The 16900-nt window shown below is 61.3% G+C and carries 17 protein-coding genes, 2 pseudogenes and 1 riboswitch; of the genes and pseudogenes, 11 read left to right on the plus strand and 8 right to left on the minus strand.

Going from position 1 to position 16900, the window contains the following annotated elements; all coding sequences use genetic code 11:
• Positions 1–75: 75 nt before the first annotated feature.
• Positions 76–357, plus strand: a pseudogene (locus OKB81_RS05760) (hypothetical protein); the annotation flags it as partial.
• A gap of 69 nt (positions 358–426) precedes the next feature.
• On the opposite strand, the pseudogene OKB81_RS05765 reads toward OKB81_RS05760, so the two are convergent.
• Both OKB81_RS05765 and fkpA read right to left on the minus strand, forming a co-directional pair.
• A pseudogene (locus tag OKB81_RS05765) lies at positions 427–1829 on the minus strand (sigma-54-dependent transcriptional regulator).
• A gap of 148 nt (positions 1830–1977) precedes the next feature.
• Positions 1978–2787, minus strand: coding sequence for an FKBP-type peptidyl-prolyl cis-trans isomerase (gene fkpA, locus OKB81_RS05770; RefSeq protein ID WP_029313875.1), 810 nt, complete (start codon positions 2785–2787; stop codon positions 1978–1980).
• A 119-nt stretch (positions 2788–2906) separates the two neighbouring features.
• On the opposite strand from fkpA, the gene OKB81_RS05775 reads away from it, so the two are divergent.
• Positions 2907–3875, plus strand: coding sequence for a WD40 repeat domain-containing protein (locus OKB81_RS05775; RefSeq protein ID WP_109111702.1), 969 nt, complete (start codon positions 2907–2909; stop codon positions 3873–3875).
• 14 nt (positions 3876–3889) lie between these two features.
• The gene (locus tag OKB81_RS05780; RefSeq protein ID WP_010673249.1) at positions 3890–4105 is read left to right on the plus strand and encodes a SlyX family protein; all 216 of its coding nucleotides are present in this window, start codon (positions 3890–3892) and stop codon (positions 4103–4105) included.
• 64 nt (positions 4106–4169) lie between these two features.
• Here the strand turns inward: OKB81_RS05780 and OKB81_RS05785 are convergent, their stop codons facing one another.
• Positions 4170–4808, minus strand: a complete 639-nt coding sequence (locus OKB81_RS05785) for an FKBP-type peptidyl-prolyl cis-trans isomerase (protein WP_010673248.1) — start codon at positions 4806–4808, stop codon at positions 4170–4172.
• A 146-nt stretch (positions 4809–4954) separates the two neighbouring features.
• Entirely contained in the window at positions 4955–5161 is a 207-nt protein-coding gene (locus tag OKB81_RS05790) for a YheV family putative zinc ribbon protein (RefSeq protein ID WP_039040049.1), read from the minus strand.
• A 39-nt stretch (positions 5162–5200) separates the two neighbouring features.
• Between OKB81_RS05790 and OKB81_RS05795 the strand changes: the two genes are divergently transcribed.
• The 3 genes from OKB81_RS05795 to OKB81_RS05805 all read left to right on the plus strand — a co-directional run bounded on the left by OKB81_RS05795 (position 5201) and on the right by OKB81_RS05805 (position 7969).
• Complete coding sequence (locus OKB81_RS05795; RefSeq protein ID WP_119197375.1) at positions 5201–5887, plus strand: hypothetical protein; 687 nt, start codon at positions 5201–5203, stop codon at positions 5885–5887.
• A 138-nt stretch (positions 5888–6025) separates the two neighbouring features.
• Entirely contained in the window at positions 6026–6925 is a 900-nt protein-coding gene (locus OKB81_RS05800) for a chemotaxis protein (protein ID WP_045523724.1), read from the plus strand.
• Between the two features lie 60 nt (positions 6926–6985).
• On the plus strand, positions 6986–7969 hold the full coding sequence (locus OKB81_RS05805; RefSeq protein WP_270662537.1) for a hydrolase: 984 nt from the start codon (positions 6986–6988) through the stop codon (positions 7967–7969).
• Here OKB81_RS05805 and OKB81_RS05810 read toward each other — a convergent pair.
• On the minus strand, positions 7951–9090 hold the full coding sequence (locus OKB81_RS05810; protein ID WP_119197373.1) for a GGDEF domain-containing protein: 1140 nt from the start codon (positions 9088–9090) through the stop codon (positions 7951–7953). The two genes, OKB81_RS05805 and OKB81_RS05810, sit on opposite strands and share 19 nt — an antisense overlap.
• 89 nt (positions 9091–9179) lie before the next feature.
• Between OKB81_RS05810 and OKB81_RS05815 the strand changes: the two genes are divergently transcribed.
• From OKB81_RS05815 to OKB81_RS05825, 3 genes are all read left to right on the plus strand, one after another.
• Positions 9180–9425 carry a YheU family protein gene (locus OKB81_RS05815; RefSeq protein WP_010673242.1) on the plus strand — a complete coding sequence of 82 codons (246 nt, stop codon included), beginning with the start codon at positions 9180–9182 and terminating at the stop codon, positions 9423–9425.
• A 235-nt stretch (positions 9426–9660) separates the two neighbouring features.
• Positions 9661–10530, plus strand: coding sequence for a phosphoribulokinase (locus OKB81_RS05820; protein WP_010673241.1), 870 nt, complete (start codon positions 9661–9663; stop codon positions 10528–10530).
• Between the two features lie 16 nt (positions 10531–10546).
• Complete coding sequence (locus OKB81_RS05825) at positions 10547–11080, plus strand: hypothetical protein (protein ID WP_119197372.1); 534 nt, start codon at positions 10547–10549, stop codon at positions 11078–11080.
• Between the two features lie 69 nt (positions 11081–11149).
• Here the strand turns inward: OKB81_RS05825 and OKB81_RS05830 are convergent, their stop codons facing one another.
• Together OKB81_RS05830 and OKB81_RS05835 are read right to left on the minus strand one after the other, a co-directional pair.
• Positions 11150–11449 (minus strand): hypothetical protein, encoded by a 300-nt coding sequence (locus OKB81_RS05830; RefSeq protein ID WP_010673239.1) that lies wholly within the window; start codon positions 11447–11449, stop codon positions 11150–11152.
• Positions 11450–11497: 48 nt separating this feature from the next.
• On the minus strand, positions 11498–11902 hold the full coding sequence (locus OKB81_RS05835) for an OsmC family protein (protein ID WP_041211191.1): 405 nt from the start codon (positions 11900–11902) through the stop codon (positions 11498–11500).
• A 374-nt stretch (positions 11903–12276) separates the two neighbouring features.
• Between OKB81_RS05835 and crp the strand changes: the two genes are divergently transcribed.
• Together crp and OKB81_RS05845 are read left to right on the plus strand one after the other, a co-directional pair.
• Entirely contained in the window at positions 12277–12915 is a 639-nt protein-coding gene (gene crp / locus OKB81_RS05840; protein WP_010673237.1) for a cAMP-activated global transcriptional regulator CRP, read from the plus strand.
• Between the two features lie 127 nt (positions 12916–13042).
• Complete coding sequence (locus tag OKB81_RS05845) at positions 13043–13843, plus strand: putative RNA methyltransferase (protein WP_041211190.1); 801 nt, start codon at positions 13043–13045, stop codon at positions 13841–13843.
• A gap of 140 nt (positions 13844–13983) precedes the next feature.
• Here OKB81_RS05845 and OKB81_RS05850 read toward each other — a convergent pair whose 3' ends face one another.
• Positions 13984–16560, minus strand: coding sequence for a glycosyl hydrolase family 18 protein (locus OKB81_RS05850; protein WP_160837339.1), 2577 nt, complete (start codon positions 16558–16560; stop codon positions 13984–13986).
• A 132-nt stretch (positions 16561–16692) separates the two neighbouring features.
• Positions 16693–16779: riboswitch (cyclic di-GMP riboswitch) on the minus strand.
• Positions 16780–16900 lie beyond the last annotated feature (121 nt).

Raw genomic sequence — 16900 nt, forward strand, 5'->3', positions numbered from 1 at the left:
GCAAAAGAGAGTAATAGATCAGAACGGCCGATCGCCGTCAAGCACTGAAAATAGCAAAATCAGGTGCGGAATGACGGCTTTATCGCCCGCTGGAGTCTGGCGCGCCTGAGCCGGGCCCAGGATCGCCATGAACAGGCCATGGCCGAACTGGCGCAGTTGCGCGACGACATGACTGCCGCAGGCGCCCCCGAGGATGGCTATGTGTTCGAGGAGCTGGGGGAGAATGCGCTCTTGCTCAATGATCCCGCGGCGACCGAGTACTTTGCCCGTGCCTGGTTTCTGCTGTCACAGGATGGCTGGTTCACCGCTAACGAGGCAGAACGACTGGCCAGGCTCAAGCTGCTCGCCAAACTCTGATAAGCGTGCGGGGCGACCAATTGGCCGCCCCGCACATCAGCATGTCTGCCCGGGAGTAGAGGTGACGGCTCAGGCCGGACTCGCCTCTTCCCAGCTCTGCTTCTTGCGATAAATCGTGGAAGGGCTTATTTCCAGCAGGGCCGCCGCCTTGGGGATGTTGCCGTCACAACTGGCGATGGCCTGCTCGATGGCCTCCTTTTCCACCTGCCAGAGCGGACGGACCTGCCTGCGAACGACGACGGATTCTGACTGGGGATCCGCGATCCCGACCACAGGCTCCGGGGCCAGGGTTCGCCCCCCGTTGAGGGGAGGTGGCAGGATATCCGGGCTCACCAGCTCGCCATCGTTGAGCACCACTATGTTGCGCACCACGTTTTGCAGCTCGCGCACGTTGCCGGGCCAGGGGTAGTCGAGCAGCACCTGCACTGCGTCCGCATCAAAGTCCCTGAACCGCTTGTTCTCCTCACCGGCATAACGCAATAGCAACTCCCGGGCCAGCAGCAGGATGTCCTCTCCCCGCTCCCTCAGGGGGGGCAGCGCCAGCGGGATCACGTGCAGGCGGTAGTAAAGGTCTTCACGAAACCGTCCGGCCTTGACCTCCACCAGGGGATCCCGGTTGGTGGCGCAGACAAAGCGCACATCCACCGTCTCCAGCTTGCCGCTGCCGACCCGCTGCAGGGTGCCGGTCTGGATGAAACGCAGCAGCTTGCTCTGCAGGTCGAGATCCATCTCGCAGATCTCGTCGAGGAAGAGGGTACCGCCGTCCGCCAGACTGGCCGCCCCCTTGCGATCCCCCTGGGCACCGGTAAACGACCCCTTCACGTGGCCGAAGATCTCGCTCTCCATCAGGTCATGGGGAATGGCGGCGCAGTTGAGGGCGATGAAGGGCTGATCCCGACGCGGGCTGCACTGGTGGATGGCCTCGGCGCACACCTCCTTGCCGGTGCCGCTCTCGCCAGTGATGAAGACGGTGGCCTTGCTCGGCGCCGCGCTCTCGATGATGCGATAGACCGCCTCCATCGCCATGGAGGCGCCGATTAACCGGCAAAGGAGCTGCGCTCGAAGTTTTCCCGATACTGGGCCACCAGCGAGCTGAGCTGCTGGTGCTTCAGGGCATTGCGCGCCGTGGCGCACAGGCGCTTGCCATCGAACGGCTTGGTGAGAAAATCGAAGGCCCCGAACCGCATCGCCTCCACCGCCACATCCACCGAGCCGTGAGCGGTGATCACCACCACGGAGCAGGGCAGTTGCCGCTCCGTGATCTGCTGCAAGATGTCCATGCCGGACATGTCGGGCAACTCCAGGTCGAGCAGCACCACGGGGGGCGGGCTTGCCAGCAATTGTGCCAAAGCCTGCTGGCCACAATCTGCCAGCTGCACCTCGTAGCCATCCTGGGCCAGATACTGCTCATAGACGACCGCCAGACTGCGGGTATCTTCCACCAACAGGACACGGGGTTTGCTTTCAGCCACGAGATCCATCCTTGCGCTTGATTTTGTTGTCTATTCTGGGGGCTAGCCGCCACACACTCAAGACGGCCTCATCGCTTTATCCGGGGGATTGCGACAATACACAAGCAAAAACGGCTCCCTGGGGAGCCGTTTTTATGGTGCTTTGAGCTTATTTCTTGGCGTTGTCGCCATCGGCAGCCGGTTTTTCGATGGCCAGCAGCTCTACGTCAAATACCAGCACGGCGTTGGCCGGGATGGAACCTGCACCGTGCTCGCCATAGGCCAGCTTGGACGGCAGGAAGAACTTGAACTTGGAGCCGACCGGCATCAGTTGCACCCCTTCGGTCCAGCCCGGGATCACCTGGTTGAGCGGGAAGGTAGCCGGCTCGCCGCGATCGACGGAGCTGTCAAACTTGGTGCCATCAGTCAGGGTACCGGTGTAGTGTACCTTGACGATGTCGGTGGCCTTCGGCTTGGCGCCGTCACCCATCTTCTCGACCTGATATTGCAGGCCGGACTCAGTGCTCTTCACGCCCTCTTTCTTGGCGTTGGCAGCCAGGAACTCTTCACCCTTCTTCAGGTTTTCCACGGCATCCTTGTCGGCCTTCGCCTTGGTCAGCTCGTTGATCTTGGCGTCGTATTCCTGCAGAACCTTCTGGATCTCCTCGTCGGTCATCTTGGCTTCTTTGCCCAGACCGTCGGTGACACCCTTCAGGATCACGGTGTTGTCCAGCTTGATGCCGAGCTCCTGCTGGCGCTCCAGGGTATTGGCGATATAACGACCCATGGAGAGGCCGATCGCATAGCCGGATTGCTCTTCAAAGCTCTTGGCCTCAGCCTTGGGGGCCTCTGCCGGCTTGCTGGCTTCTGCCTTGACCTCTGCGGTGTTGGTCGCAGCAGGTTTCTCATCTTTTTGGCAAGCAGTCAGACCGACGGCAACCGCCGCAGCCAACAGGGACACCTTCAGAAAATTGTTCATCAGTTTCTCCAAAACTCTAAATACCGCTCTCGGTTCCTTCGTGAAATGAGAGGTTTATCGTGATAAGCGCCTTATACTAACGCCGTGATCGCAGGTAACGAAAGCATGAGACAGGAAAAATGATCAAAAGTGCCATTTATCTCATCGGTATTTGCCTGATGCTGACGGGGTGCGAACAACGCTCACTTCCCAGCCAGCAGATCCACCTCGCCAACCAGGGGCTGCTGAGCGCGGATCTCGCCAGTTCCGGCAAGCTCGCGCTCGTCTCCAGCCTGGGTCAGGGCACTGTGGTGTGGGATCTGGAACAGGGCAAGGAGCGCTGGCGCTGGCGCCAGAGCGACGACCAGGAGGAGTTCGTCACCCTGACCCGCTTCTCCCCCGATGACAGCCATGCCATCACCGCCACTCAGCACACCTTCGCCATCTGGCGCTTGCAGGATGGCCGCTCCCAGGGCTACTACTCCCTGCCAGAATCCCGCCTGCGCGATGCGGCGATCTCGGCGGATGGCCGCCAGGTGCTCATCGGCCGTGAAGACGGCAAGGCGGAGGTGGTCGACACCCAGACCGGACGCCGGCTGCAATTTCTTGGCCACACCGAACAGGTCAACACGGTGGATCTCTCCCCCAATGGTCGCTATGCCCTCACCGGCGGCAACGATTACAGCGCCTATCTGTGGGATACCCGCACGGGCCAGGTGGTGTGGCGCTTCAACCACGCCGGGCGAGTCGTGATGGCGAGACTGGATCCGTCCGGACGTTTCGCCTTCACCGCAGACAGTCGCCAGGCCAGCATCTGGGATCTCAAAACCGGCAAGGAGCACAGCAGGTTGCAATATGATCACCGCTTCGAGGTCTACACCAGCGCCCGCTTCGCCAACGGCGGCAACTGGCTCATCACCGGCGCCCCCTCCCGCCAGCTCACTCTGTGGCAGGTGAGTGACGGCCAGCCGTTGCAGAGCTGGCGCGTCTCGCCCCATCCCAAGGTGAAACCGCCGAGCGCTGTGGTCTATGGCGTGGCTTTGCGCGACAATGACCACCTCGTCAGTGCCAGCTCCAGTGGCCTGGCTGAAATCTGGACTATCAAGTAAGGACCAAAAGGCCCATGAGTCAGCAACTAAACGAACGCCTCGAAACCCTGGAAAGCCGCCTCGCTTTTGCCGAATACACGGTGGAGCAGCTCAACGACGAGGTCACCACCCAGGGTCGCGAGCTGGACCGGCTCAAACACCAGATCCATCTACTGGTGGATAAATTGCAGAGCGTACAGCCGAGCCAGATCGCCAGCATGGCCGAAGAGACGCCGCCACCGCACTACTGATGAGTGCCAGCCATAAAAAAACCCGCGCCATGCGCGGGTTTTTTTATCATCGGCCAGGCCGTGATCAGTGCTGATGGCCCTTGCCACCACAACCGCCACCACCGCAGCAACCACCGTGACCGTGATCGTCGCCGTGATCGTGTGCATGGTTGTGACCATGGCCGCCACAGCAGCCACCGTGGTCATGATCGTGATCATGGCCGTGATCATGGTCATGACCATGATCGTGACCGCAGCCACCAGCGCCGTGCACATGGCCATGGGCCAGCTCTTCGGCGGTCGCGGCACGCACGTCCTTGATCTCGACCTTGAAGCCCAGGGTCACGCCAGCCAGGGGATGATTGCCGTCCACCTTGATGAACTCCTCGGACACCTCGATGACGGTCACCGGGCGGTGGCCGTCGTCGGTCTCGGCCACAAAAGTATCCCCTTCAGACACTTCCATACCGTCGAACAGCTCGCCGGGCACTTCCTGCACCAGATTCTCGTCGTACTCGCCATAGGCCTGGTTCGGCGTCAGGGTGACGTCGAACGCCTCGCCCACGCTGCGACCTTCCAGCTCGGCTTCGAGGCCGGAGACCAGGTAACGGGTACCGTGCAGATACACCAGCGGCTCTTTACCGACAGTGGTGTCGATGACTTCACCGTGTTCGTCGGTGACCGTGTATTCCAGCGTAACCACGCTCAGGGGAGCTACTTTCATGTCAGGGATCCTGCGGATAGAAAAAAACGGGCTCAGAATACCTCAAAAAGGCAGACAAGCATATGGTCGGCCCGGCTTCAGTGTGATGAAAAAGTCATCAACAGCGACCAACCTGACCGACGTACCATCACCTTGAGGCATGGCACTCACTCGGGACGAAACACCCCAATCACCTGCTCCGCCTCGCGCGTCACCTTGTCCACCTGCTCCTGGGTCTGCACCTGGGTATCCCCGCACTCGACACAGGTCACCTTCTCGACTCCATGCTCCATATACAGCATCATGGTGTCCATCTTGCCGCACGCCGGGCAAACCGCCCCGGCAATGAAGCGTTTTTTACGTCTGGTTTCCATTTTCGTTACCTCCAGGCAGCATCATATCAGGGTTTTTACATGCATCACGCCATCGAATATCAGCATTTTTCCACTTCCACTCTTCAGGTAGGCCCCCGCAAGCGCTCCCCCATGGGCCAATTGCTGCGCGTCACCCAGGGGGCGGCGCTGCTGAAATTGGGTGCCCATGAGCTGCTGCTGACACCTGGCAGCCACTTCTGGCTCTGTGCCGATGCCCTCGCCGCCTTCACCACTCTGGCTGACTGCCAGCATGATCTGCTGGCCTGCTCCGTGCGGGTGCCCCAGCCCGCCCAGGCTGGCTGGTTGCAGGCAAGCCCGTTGATGGACGCACTGCTGGACAGCCTGGCGGCCTGGTCACGCCCCCGCGACTGGCAAGGCCCCTATGGGCAGCGGCTGCAAGTGGTGGGGGATGAGTTGCATGGCTGCACCATCTCGTCACTGGGGGATCAGGCACTGCAAGATGCCTGGCAAGCCCTGGCCAGAGCGCAGCCGGATAGCGTGGCTGCCTGGCAGACCCTGCTGGGCACTCGCGGTCTCGAGGGCCCGGACGCCCAGGCACTGCAGGATCAGTGGCAACTGTTGCAGGGGATTCGCCTGCTGCGAAGCGGCAGCACACCGTCACAGGTGGTGAGCAGGCTGGGTTATCGGGATGAAAGCGCGCTGGCCGAGGCTCATCTGCAATGGCTCGGGGCGCCCCTCTCCCCTCAGCCGTCCGCGACCCGATAAGAGAGGCATAAAAGGATGGCAAAAGAAATCCAGTTTTGCGGCTCACCGCCGCTAACAACAAAGGAGTCATTCATGTCACCATCTTTTATGCTGAACACCCGATTGACCGTCACCGACTAGATCAACAGGACATCCGCCATGACGAGCAAGGCCAACCAATCCCAAGGCATGTTGCTGTTCCACCTCTCTGCCAGACAATCTTTCGCCATCGGTACCCTCAAGGTGAAGGAGATCGTGCCCTACACCCAGCTCACCGCCCTGCCACAATCCCATCCCACCGTGCTCGGGGCCGCCAGCATGCGCGGCACCACCATCCCGGTGATCGACATGGCAATGGCCGTGGGCTACCGCCCCATCAGCCGGGAGGAGATGCCCCACTGCTTCATCATCATCACCGATTGCCGCCGTACCCTGGTGGGCTTTCTGGTGCGGGGCATCGACAAGATCACCGAGTGCAACTGGCGTGACATCGAGCCGCCCCCTCCCTCTTTGGGACAGAACGTCTTCGTCACCGGTGTGACCCGGGTGGGAGATCAGTTGATCCAGTTGCTGGATGTGGAACTCATCCTGTCGCGGGTCTATCCGGACGATCCCAGCCATCTCTACCCCGTGCTGACCGACGTGCAGCGCGAGAGGCTCAAGCCGATGCGGATCCTGCTGGTGGACGACTCCTCTGTCGCCCGTCGCCAGCTCATGGCGGCGCTCGATTACATCAACATCCCCTACGAGGTCTGCACCAACGGACGCGACGCCCTCACCCTGATGCAGACCCGGGTCTCCCAGGGCACGCGGATCGACATCCTGGTGAGCGATATCGAGATGCCGGGACTGGATGGTTACGAGCTGGCCTTCGAGGTGCAGAGCGATGCCAAGCTGGCGGGAGCCTACATCATCCTGCACACCTCCCTCTCCAGCGAGATCAGCGTGGAGCGGGCCCATCAGGTCGGCGCCCACGAGGCGCTCACTAAGTTTGAAGCCAACGAACTGATCCAGGCCATGCTACGCGGCGCCGAGCACCACGATCGTCTGTTGGCCTGATGTCGCGGCGAGCCAAGGGCTCGCCGCCCCCTTTTCCTTCCTGCTCTTCCGAGTCGTTGCATGTTGACAGAAAGCCACTTTCACGCCCCCTGGTGGGCCCGCAACCCCCATCTGCAAACCATTTTGCCCAAGTGGCTGCGCCGCTCGCCTGCCCGCTTCATCCAGGAGCGCTTCGAACTTCCGGACGGCGATTTCGTTGATCTGGCCTGGAGCGGCGAACCCGGCCAGGATGAACAACCCCTGGTGGTGGTGTTCCACGGACTGGAGGGGAGCATTCACTCCCACTATGTCAAGGGGCTCTTTGCCCACCTGCAGCGGCAAGGGAACGAGGCGGTGCTGATGCACTTTCGGGGGTGCAGTGGCGAGCCGAATCGGCTGCTGCAGGCCTATCACTCAGGCGCCATCGAGGACGCCCAGACGGTGATTGCCGAGCTGGAGCGGCGTTTTCCTGGCCGCCCCCTGGTCGCCATCGGCTATTCCCTGGGGGGCAACATGCTGGTCAATCTGCTGGCGCGGGCCTGCCCGGCACCATTGAAGGCGGCGGTGGTAGTGTCGGCCCCGCTGCAACTGGCAAGCTGTGCCGATCGGGTCAATCAGGGCTTCTCACGGGTCTATCAGAACTACCTGCTGCGGACCATGCGAACCAACCTGCAAAGCAAGATCCGGCGCCAGAGCGCGGCACGGGCGCGCTGGCAGCCGACCCAGATCACCCGCATCGCCACACTGAGGGAGTTCGACGAGCTGGTGACGGCACCGCTCCATGGTTTCGAAAGCGCCGATCACTACTACCAGACCTGCTCCGGCCTGAGCCTGCTGGCCCGCATTCCCATCCCGACCCTCGTTATTCACGCCGCCGACGATCCCTTCATGACCGATGCCGTCATTCCGGCGGCGGAGCAGCTCTCCCCTCTGGTGCGCTACGAGCTGAGCCGCCAGGGCGGCCACGTGGGCTTCCTGCACGGCTCTCCCTGGCACCCCCGCTTCTGGCTGGATGAGCGCATCAGCCAGTGGTTGCGGGAACAGACTCAGGGCGCGAACCGGTAACCGTTGCGCCCCTCTTCCTTGGCCTGATAGAGGGCGCCATCGACCCGCTCGAGCAGCATGACGAGGCTCTCCCCGGCTCGCCACTGGGCTATCCCCTGGCTCAGGGTGAGGTGGGGGGCTACGTCGGAATCCTCATGGGGCAGAGCCCTGGCCGCCAGAGTGGCGCGAATGCGCTCCGCCACCTCCTGGCCACCGGCCAGCGTCGTCTCCTGCAGCAACACCACGAACTCCTCTCCCCCGTAGCGCGCCACCAGATCGCCGGGCTCCCGCACACTCTCCTCCAGGCACTCGGCCACCAAGATCAGGCACTCATCCCCCGCCTGATGCCCATAGCGATCGTTGTAGCGCTTGAAGAAATCCACATCGAGCAGGATCACGGTGAGCGGTACATCCTGGGTGGTGCCTTGCGCAATGGCACGCTTGCACGCCTGATCGAAGTGGCGACGGTTGGCTATGCCGGTCAGGGGATCCCGGTTGGCCATGGCATTCATCTTGTTTGCCAGCATCAGGTTGTCGTGCTCCCTTGACACCGCAAGCTCGAACCAGCCGTTGAGCATGCGCCGTCCCGTCTCCAGCACCACTAGCAAGACCCCGACCACTATGGTGTTGACCAGAACAAAGGGCTCAGGACTCCAGGAGGCTCTCACCAACAAGAACAGCAGGGGGACAGAAACCAGTGCGTAAAACAGCCGCACATCGCAATACGCGGCGACGAGACCGGTCAGCAGCAACAGACTGACCATGTTGAAAATGAAACTGAAGCCCCCCTTCAAGTCGACGATCGAGATGGTGTAACCCACCATGGCCCAGGCCAGGGCACAGACGCACAGGGACACCAGCCAGATGGCATGGGATTGACGGGAGAGCCAGCCCCACCCGAGCGGCAGCAGCAGGCCAACACCTATCATGGCAAAGAGCTGCCATTTGTATGACCAGGGCAGGTTGCCGACCAGTACCAGGTGTGCATCCCGATAGATGTAGAAGCGGGTCAGCAGAAATACGAGGGCGATGAGATTGATGACCCAGTACCAGCGCAAACCGGCGCTCAGGGCGCGGCGGCGGGCATCGAAAAGGTGCTGTTCGAATTGACTGGAGGGTCGGCGTGCGTCAATGGATTGCATGGCACCCCTCGTCCAAAACGAGACAAATCCCTTGCGCTTGCCGACCAGACATCGACAATATCCGCAACCCACTGAGTGAAGATGAAATCATGATTATCCCCTGGCAAGAACTGGAGCCGGACACCCTCACCAACCTGCTCGAACACTTTGTGCTGCAAGAAGGCACCGAATACGGTGAACAGGATGTCAGCCTGACCGACAAGGTCGAAGCAGTCAGGCAACAATTGCTACAAGGTAGCGCCGTGCTTGTCTACAGCGAGCTGCACGAAAGTGTCAATGTCGTCCCAAAGACTCATTTAAGCAAGTCACCCACTGACGACTTCCCCCAAGCGTAACGCGGTCACGGCTTATCGGGCGGCTCACCCCGCCCTCCCCCCATCTAACTCGCACCATCAGGCCGCATGGCCAGCTCGCCACCCAGCAGCGCCTATTCCGGCGTCCCCGGAGCACGGGGCAGCCCTCGTTCACAGCTATTGCCGGGAAGCGTGGGGGCAGCGGGAGGATGACGGCGCACTTGACCGCACTTTGGGCCACCCCTTATAACGGAACTCCCAAGGAAGAGAGAATTCTATGTCCGCCAAGCATCCCATCATCGCGGTCACCGGTTCGTCCGGTGCCGGTACTTCCACCTCCACCAACGCCTTCCGATCCATGTTCCACCAGCTTGGATACAAGGCGGCCGTGGTCGAGGGGGACAGTTTTCACCGCTACACCAGGCCCGAGATGGACGTGGCGATCCGCAAGGCCCGGGAGCAGGGGCGGCATATCAGCTACTTCGGCCCGGAGGCCAACGACTTCGGTCTGCTGGAGTCCTTTTTCCAGGAGTATGGCCAGAGCGGCACCGGCCAGTATCGGCGCTATCTGCACAGCTTCGACGAGGCGGTGCCTTTCAACCAGATGCCTGGCACCTTCACCCCCTGGCAGGATCTGCCCGGCGAGACGGATCTGCTGTTCTACGAAGGACTGCATGGCGGCGTGGTCACGGGGGAGCACAACGTGGCGCGGCACGTGGACTTTCTCATCGGCGTGGTGCCCATCGTCAACCTGGAGTGGATCCAGAAGCTCATTCGCGACACCTCGGAACGCGGCCACTCCCGCGAGGCGGTGACCGACTCCATCGTGCGTTCCATGGACGACTACATCAACTTCATCACGCCGCAGTTCTCCCGCACCCACATCAACTTCCAGCGGGTGCCGACCGTCGATACTTCCAACCCTTTCAGCGCCAAGGTGATACCCAGCCTGGACGAGAGTATGCTGGTGATCAGGTTTCGGGGCATCAAGCAGGTGGACTTCCCCTACCTGCTGTCGATGATAGACGGCGCCTTCATGTCCAGGATGAACACCATCGTCGTGCCGGGTGGCAAGATGGGCTTCGCAATGGAACTGATCCTGCGCCCCCTGATCCAGCAACTGATCGAAACGGGCAAGATCACCTGAGCCAAGGAGCTTAACGATGCGCGCTGCACTTCTCTCATTCACGCTGGCAACCCTGCTGGGGGGTTGCAGCTCCGGCCCCGCCGCCCCCACGGTCGAAACGGGCACCATGGTGGTTCGCCCGGCGGAGCATTGGACCTACGGGGCGACACCACGCTATGCGCTGGCCGAACAATTCCAGTATGCGGGCAACAGCGCCGCGCCCTGGCTCGAGCCGGTACAGCAGGCCGTCATCCGGCAACTGGACGGCAAAGGCTGGCGCAGCGTTCCCCTGGATGAGGCCGACGTATGGGTCGCCATCGGGGTAGCTGGCAGCCAGGACATGAGCGATGGCGAGATCTTCTCCCGCCTCGGCATGACACCGGGCCTGAACGCCGCTACCAATGCCCGCAAGGGGACCCTGGCCGTCGTGCTGCTCGACGGGCATAGCCAGAAAGCGGTGTGGAGCAGCGCCATCCAGCTCGCCAGCGACGTGCCTGTCGCAGAGGAGGCCCGTGGCCAGCTTAGCCAGCAACTGGCCGTCCAGTTGCTGGGCTCGCTACCGTCAGAATGATGTCTCGTTCAACAAAAACGGCCTGCTTCACGCAGGCCGTTTTCCATGCACGCCGTGACGGCATCAGGGTCACTTCAACTCGCAGGTCAGCTGGGTCACACCGCTCTTGACCAGGGTGGCCTGCTTGTCCTGACGGGAGAAGGTAGTCACCCCGTCGGAATAGCTGGCAGTCTCTTTGGGCGACTCGATGCGCCCCAGCTTGTGATAGACACCGGCATAAGGGAACTGCACCATGTCGGCCTGGGCATCATAGGTGATGGCCAGCAACTCTTCCCCGCACTGATACTGGCTGTATTGATACTGGGTCGGCTGCGGCATGCTGCAGGCGGCCAGACCGAACAGGGGAAGCAACATCATCATTTTTTTCATCGCACTTTCCTTATGTCATGGCGTTATCGACGGGACAAACTTTAGCGGTTAACCCTCAAGAATTTGATAACTATGGGTAATTTCTACCGCTTTTTCCAACATCAGGGAAACTGAACAATATTTTTCCATGGACAGATCCACCGCACGGGCGACCTGCTTCTCCGCCAGACTCTTGCCGGTCACCACGAACTTGAGGTGGATCTGCTCAAATACCCGGGGAACGGTATCGGCGCGGGTCCCTTCCAGTTCGACATGGCAGGCAGTCACTGACTGACGGGCCTTCTCCAGAATGGAGACCACATCGATGGAGCTGCAACCGCCGACAGCCAGCAGGATCATCTCCATCGGGCTGGCACCTTCACCCGGGTTGGCGCCATCCAGGGTCACCTGATGACCGGACTCGCTCTCCCCCACAAACTTCATGCCTTCCACCCAGCTGACCTTGGCTTTCATCTCTCACTTTCCTCTCAATGACGACGGTTCTAACGCCCATAGCATACCTCAAGCCGGGGTCGAGTGGCACATGCGCCAGGATCTTGCCCGTTCCCGACGATAAAGCCCCGTTTGTGGCGACAGCAGCCTCTCCTGCGAAACGGACGACGACCCAAAGGGAAATAGATCGAAATCAACATCCGACCTCCTCTTCTTGCCTAGAATGCCCCGGACGACGCAGCAGATGGCTGCTCACCGGTGGACGGCAAAACCCCAAAGCCTTGTCAGCACAGGCAAAGGCTCTTATTCTACTGCGACCAAAGAGTAAGGAATGGCAAGCTTGGCAACTTGCCTGGACGCACAGTCCATAAAAATGACACTACAGAGGAAGTCTCATGATCATTGGCAAACCGCAAAGCGATCCCACCCTTGAGTGGTTCTTGTCGCATTGCCACATTCATAAGTATCCCGCCAAGAGCACCCTGATCCACGCCGGTGAAAAAGCGGAAACCCTCTACTACATCGTCAAGGGCACCGTCGCCGTCCTGATCAAGGATGACGAAGGCAAGGAGATGATCCTCTCCTACCTGAATCAGGGGGATTTCCTGGGCGAGATGGGGATGTTCGAAGAGAACGAGAATCCGGAGCGTTCCGCCTGGGTGCGTGCCAAAGGCGCCTGTGAAGTCGCCGAGATCTCTTACAAGAAGTTCCGCCAGCTGATCCAGGTCAACCCGGACATCCTGATGCGTCTATCCGGCCAGATGGCCAAACGCCTGCAGCACACCAGCCAGAAGGTCGGCAACCTCGCCTTCCTGGACGTGACCGGCCGCATTGCCCAGACCCTGCTCAACCTGGCCAAACAGCCGGATGCCATGACCCACCCGGATGGCATGCAGATCAAGATCACCCGCCAGGAGATCGGCCAGATCGTCGGCTGCTCCCGTGAAACCGTCGGCCGCATCCTCAAGATGCTGGAAGAGCAGGAGCTCATCTCCGCCCACGGCAAGACCATAGTGGTGTTTGGTACCCGCTGACCGGGTTCCGCCGACGGCGCCCGCACAGCGCCGTTGGATAAAAAGGCTGCCCATGGCAGCCTTTTCCGATCCTCTCCCCTATAATCCCGAACGCCCCGCCGTCATGGCCTTCGCCAAGAGAACTCCTATGCACCTTCAATGCCCCCTTTGCCGCAGCCCCCTGCACCTTCATGCCGCCTCCCGCGGGGTCTATTGCGACAACAAACACCACTTCGATCCCGCACCGGAAGGCTATCTGGACCTCATCCCCGGCAAGAAGAACCCCAAGGACAGCGACAGCCGGGCCCTGCTGCGCGCCAAGCGCCGCTTCCTGGAACAAGGCCACCAACTGCCTCTGGTGGACGCCATGGCGAACCTGCTCGCTCCTCTTGGCGAGCGCGAACTTGTCCACCTCGGCTGCGGCGAGGGGTACTACTGCCGCGCCCTGGCTGAGCGGCTGCCCGGCTGGCAGGTCGGCGGTTTCGATCTGGCCAAGAATGCCATCTTCGCCGCCAACAAGGCGCAACCGGAAGGCCAGTTCGTCATCGCCGACCCGGCGCGCGCCCCGCTGCTGCCTGGCACGGCCCAGGTGCTGCTGGTCAACGACCTCAAGGTCAAGACGGAACTCCTGGTCAGCTGGCTGGCGCCGGGCGGCTATCTGCTCCACGTGCAGCCAGGCCCTCGCCATCAGTGGCAATTGCGCGTCAGCCTCAATCCGGTGAGCATGGAACATCCCCTGAGCTGGCCCGCCCTCACCGGGCTTGTCAATGTTGCCCAGCAACGCGCCCAGTTCAGTACGGCGCTGGATCAGGGCCTGCGCGAGCACATTCTGGAGACCAGTCGCCTCGGCTGGCGTGCCAGCGGCGAGCAGCGCCACGCCTTCACCCACCAGGGGCCCGACGCCCTCGAGCAGGATCTGCTGCTCAGCCTGTGGCAAAAACCGCTGTGAACCGGTGATATACCATGAAAAAAGGCCCTGACGGGCCTTTTTGACAAAGCAAGTACGCCTTTTCCCTGACAGGGAAGAGACACCCAACCACGCAGCAAGACAAAAATGGGGCCCTCGGCCCCATTTCTCATCACGGCAGATCAGTTGCAGCTCGCCGCGCCCTGATCGACCCAGACGGCGGCCTTGCCGGGCTCATCGCCCTTGGTCCAGTACTGGGCCTTCCACTTGCGGCCGTTGTGGCTGGTGACATCACCGCCGTTGTAGACCACTCCGGCATCCCAACCCAGTTGTACCTGGCTCACCAGTTTCCACTGATCGGCGGTGCGGCTCGGCTCGTTGCCCTGGGTCCAATACTTGGCCTGCCACACCAGTTGCTTGTGGCTCACCTTGTCATTGGTGTTGTAGACGGTACCTGCACTCCAGGCCGGGTGGTTGGCCGCATCCGGATCGCTGGCCTCGCAGCCACCACCTGTACTGGCCGGCTTGACGGTCAGGCGGGTAACGGCTGTGGCATCCAGCGCCCCATCGGTGACCACCAGGGTCAGATCGTAGGCCGTGTCACTGGTCACGTTCGAGCCCTTTACTACCAGGGTCGCGCTGTCCAGACCGGTGGCGCTGAGCCCGGCCGGCACTGTCCACTGATAGCTCAAGGCATCACCATTGGGGTCGGAAGCGGTGGCCTTGATGCTCACCTGCTTGCCGGCCTCGACGGTCGCACTGGCCGGTACGCTGACCACGGGAGGCAGGTTCGGCTGCGGCGCCTTGTTGGTGACCACCACCTGATCCTTGGCCGAGAGCCCCTGATCGTCGGTCACGGTCAGCTCGAACACCAGATTGATGTCGCTGCTGACGGCATCCAGTACCACACGGGCCTTGGCCTGGGTAACATCCAGCAGGCTGGCCTGGGGTCCGGAGACCTGTTTCCAGCTGTAGGTCAGCGCCCCGTTTTCCGGATCGTAGGAGGCGCTGCCGTTGAGGGTCACCTCGGCCGGGCCGGTGGCACTCAGATCGCTGCCGGCATTGGCAACCGGCGGCTTGTTGACCGGCGGCAGCGTACCCTCGCCGTGGCCCAGCCCCTCGTGCATGGCGTTGAGGATGTCGCCGTTGTCCGCATCAATCTCCCAGGCGAACAGACCGCCGAGCTGGTTCGCCAGCACGTACTGCCCTTTGGCCTTGACCGAGCGGTCGTTGTCGAAGGTAATGAGGTCGCCACTGCTGGCCTTGAAGACATAGGGGGCCTCGGCCGACTCGTCATAACCCTGCTCCCAGCCTGCGCCCATGCGGTTGTTGACGATGTCGCGGTAATCCACTACGCCATTTTCCCAGGTACCGCTCACCGGTCCGGTAGCGGTGCCGGTGAAGGGATTGCCGGCCTGGTAGTTCTTCACTCCGGTCCAGCCACGGCCATACATGGCCGCCCCCACCACAATCTTGCCCGGTGTCACCCCCTGACCCAGCAGCGCCTTGACGCCCTTGTCGGTGGTGTACTTGGTGGCCGGATCCCAGCTGGAGGCAAAGAGGTTGGTCTGGTGGGCCAGATTCGTCAGGTCGAAGGCGCCGCTGAAGTCGTAGCTCATCAGGAAGATGTGGTCCATGTACTGCTGGGCCGCCTGATAATCCACCTTGGCAATCTTGTCACCGCCGGCGCTGATGGCCGAGGTCAGCTCATACTGGCGGCCGGTCTCGGCTTCCAGTTCATCGAGCATGGCTCGCAACTCCTTCATCAGCACCACATAGGTAGCGCCGTCATTCGGGCCGCCCAGGCTGGGGTTGGCCCCCTGTCCGCCCGGGAACTCCCAGTCGATGTCCACGCCGTCGAAGAATTTCCAGGTCTGCAGGAACTCTTTGACCGAGGCGACGAAGGTATCGCGCTTGGTCTTGTCACCCAGGAAATAGAAGGGATCGGAGAGGGTCCATCCGCCGACAGACGGCAGGATCTTGAGGTCCGGGTGGGCCTGTTTGAGGGCCATCAGGTTGCCGAAGTTGCCCTTGTAGGGCTCATCCCAGGCGCTGAGGTTGCCTTGGGACATCTGGATCGCCGCCCAGGGATCATGGATGGAGACCTTGAAGTCTTCGCGACCCGCACAGGAGCGCTGCAACGCCTCGAAGCTGCCGGAGATCTCTTTGAGGCTGTCGTTGATGCCGTTGCCACCGCAGATGGGGGTGAAGCCGTAGAGGATATGGGTCAGGTTCTGGGCCGGGATCTTGTCCACGGTGAACTTGCGACCATAGACACCCCACTCCACGTAGTAGGCCCCCACCACCTTGCCGGACTTGTTGGCGTAGGGCTTGTTGTTCTCCTTGAGGGGCGCATTGAGCGGCGCCAGGTGGCTGCCGTCGGTATCGGCGACCATCAGCTCCTTCTTGTCGGAGAGGGTGCAGCCATCGGCGTTGCACAGGGCCACCTGCATCTGGTAACGCCCCCCCTTGGTGACCTTGAAGTTTGCGGTACCCGCGGCGGAGGCCGGGCCTGACCACACCTCCTTGCCGTCGAGCAGTACCTTGGCGGTCTGTCCGACGTCACCGGACCAGAGGTTCCAGGTCACGCTGACGGGAGCGCCATCCTTGTGGACGGTCACCAGCTGGTTGTAGGCCGAAGCGGCCTGATTGACTTCAACGATGGCAAACTTGGTGGGGCCGGAGCCAATGGTGGGTTTGCCCGGGGCAGCGGCGAAGGCGGAGGTAGTGCAAAGCCCCCCGACCAGAAGCGCCAGCAGGGAAAGTTATGGACTTAACATATTTGAACTTCCTTATTTCGTTATTGGAATTAACAACGAAAAAGGCAACGCAACCTGCCAGGTAACGCAGACAACATCGCAACCATGGCTTGGCCCATGGACGATACAACCTGTGGTGGCCCCGCTATCCTAGGTACGCAGACCCTTAGGCCGGAAGCTTTGCGTCCCGGACTTTCATCCGGTTTGCCTTTTTGCACAACTTGATTTGCGACAAAAATAATCGCCGAATGACTATAGAGGAGAGTCGCCCGGGTGCCACCTGCCAAAAGTGACACCCAACAAGACTCAATTATCACCAAATCTGGAAAGTGGCGACGAA

This window comes from Aeromonas sp. QDB56, assembly GCF_027705505.1.
Classification (GTDB): Bacteria; Pseudomonadota; Gammaproteobacteria; order Enterobacterales; family Aeromonadaceae; genus Aeromonas; species Aeromonas caviae.

Coding starts and splice junctions, on each gene's coding strand:
- OKB81_RS05830 (WP_010673239.1), bottom strand. CDS start 11,449: ATGAAAAAAATGATGATGTTGCTTCCCCTGTTCGGTCTGGCCGCCTGC.
- OKB81_RS05775 (WP_109111702.1), top strand. CDS start 2,907: ATGATCAAAAGTGCCATTTATCTCATCGGTATTTGCCTGATGCTGACG.
- OKB81_RS05845 (WP_041211190.1), top strand. CDS start 13,043: ATGCACCTTCAATGCCCCCTTTGCCGCAGCCCCCTGCACCTTCATGCC.
- OKB81_RS05835 (WP_041211191.1), bottom strand. CDS start 11,902: ATGAAAGCCAAGGTCAGCTGGGTGGAAGGCATGAAGTTTGTGGGGGAG.
- OKB81_RS05805 (WP_270662537.1), top strand. CDS start 6,986: ATGTTGACAGAAAGCCACTTTCACGCCCCCTGGTGGGCCCGCAACCCC.
- OKB81_RS05795 (WP_119197375.1), top strand. CDS start 5,201: ATGCATCACGCCATCGAATATCAGCATTTTTCCACTTCCACTCTTCAG.
- OKB81_RS05800 (WP_045523724.1), top strand. CDS start 6,026: ATGACGAGCAAGGCCAACCAATCCCAAGGCATGTTGCTGTTCCACCTC.
- OKB81_RS05785 (WP_010673248.1), bottom strand. CDS start 4,808: ATGAAAGTAGCTCCCCTGAGCGTGGTTACGCTGGAATACACGGTCACC.
- OKB81_RS05790 (WP_039040049.1), bottom strand. CDS start 5,161: ATGGAAACCAGACGTAAAAAACGCTTCATTGCCGGGGCGGTTTGCCCG.
- OKB81_RS05820 (WP_010673241.1), top strand. CDS start 9,661: ATGTCCGCCAAGCATCCCATCATCGCGGTCACCGGTTCGTCCGGTGCC.
- OKB81_RS05810 (WP_119197373.1), bottom strand. CDS start 9,090: ATGCAATCCATTGACGCACGCCGACCCTCCAGTCAATTCGAACAGCAC.
- OKB81_RS05825 (WP_119197372.1), top strand. CDS start 10,547: ATGCGCGCTGCACTTCTCTCATTCACGCTGGCAACCCTGCTGGGGGGT.
- OKB81_RS05815 (WP_010673242.1), top strand. CDS start 9,180: ATGATTATCCCCTGGCAAGAACTGGAGCCGGACACCCTCACCAACCTG.
- OKB81_RS05780 (WP_010673249.1), top strand. CDS start 3,890: ATGAGTCAGCAACTAAACGAACGCCTCGAAACCCTGGAAAGCCGCCTC.
- crp (WP_010673237.1), top strand. CDS start 12,277: ATGATCATTGGCAAACCGCAAAGCGATCCCACCCTTGAGTGGTTCTTG.
- fkpA (WP_029313875.1), bottom strand. CDS start 2,787: ATGAACAATTTTCTGAAGGTGTCCCTGTTGGCTGCGGCGGTTGCCGTC.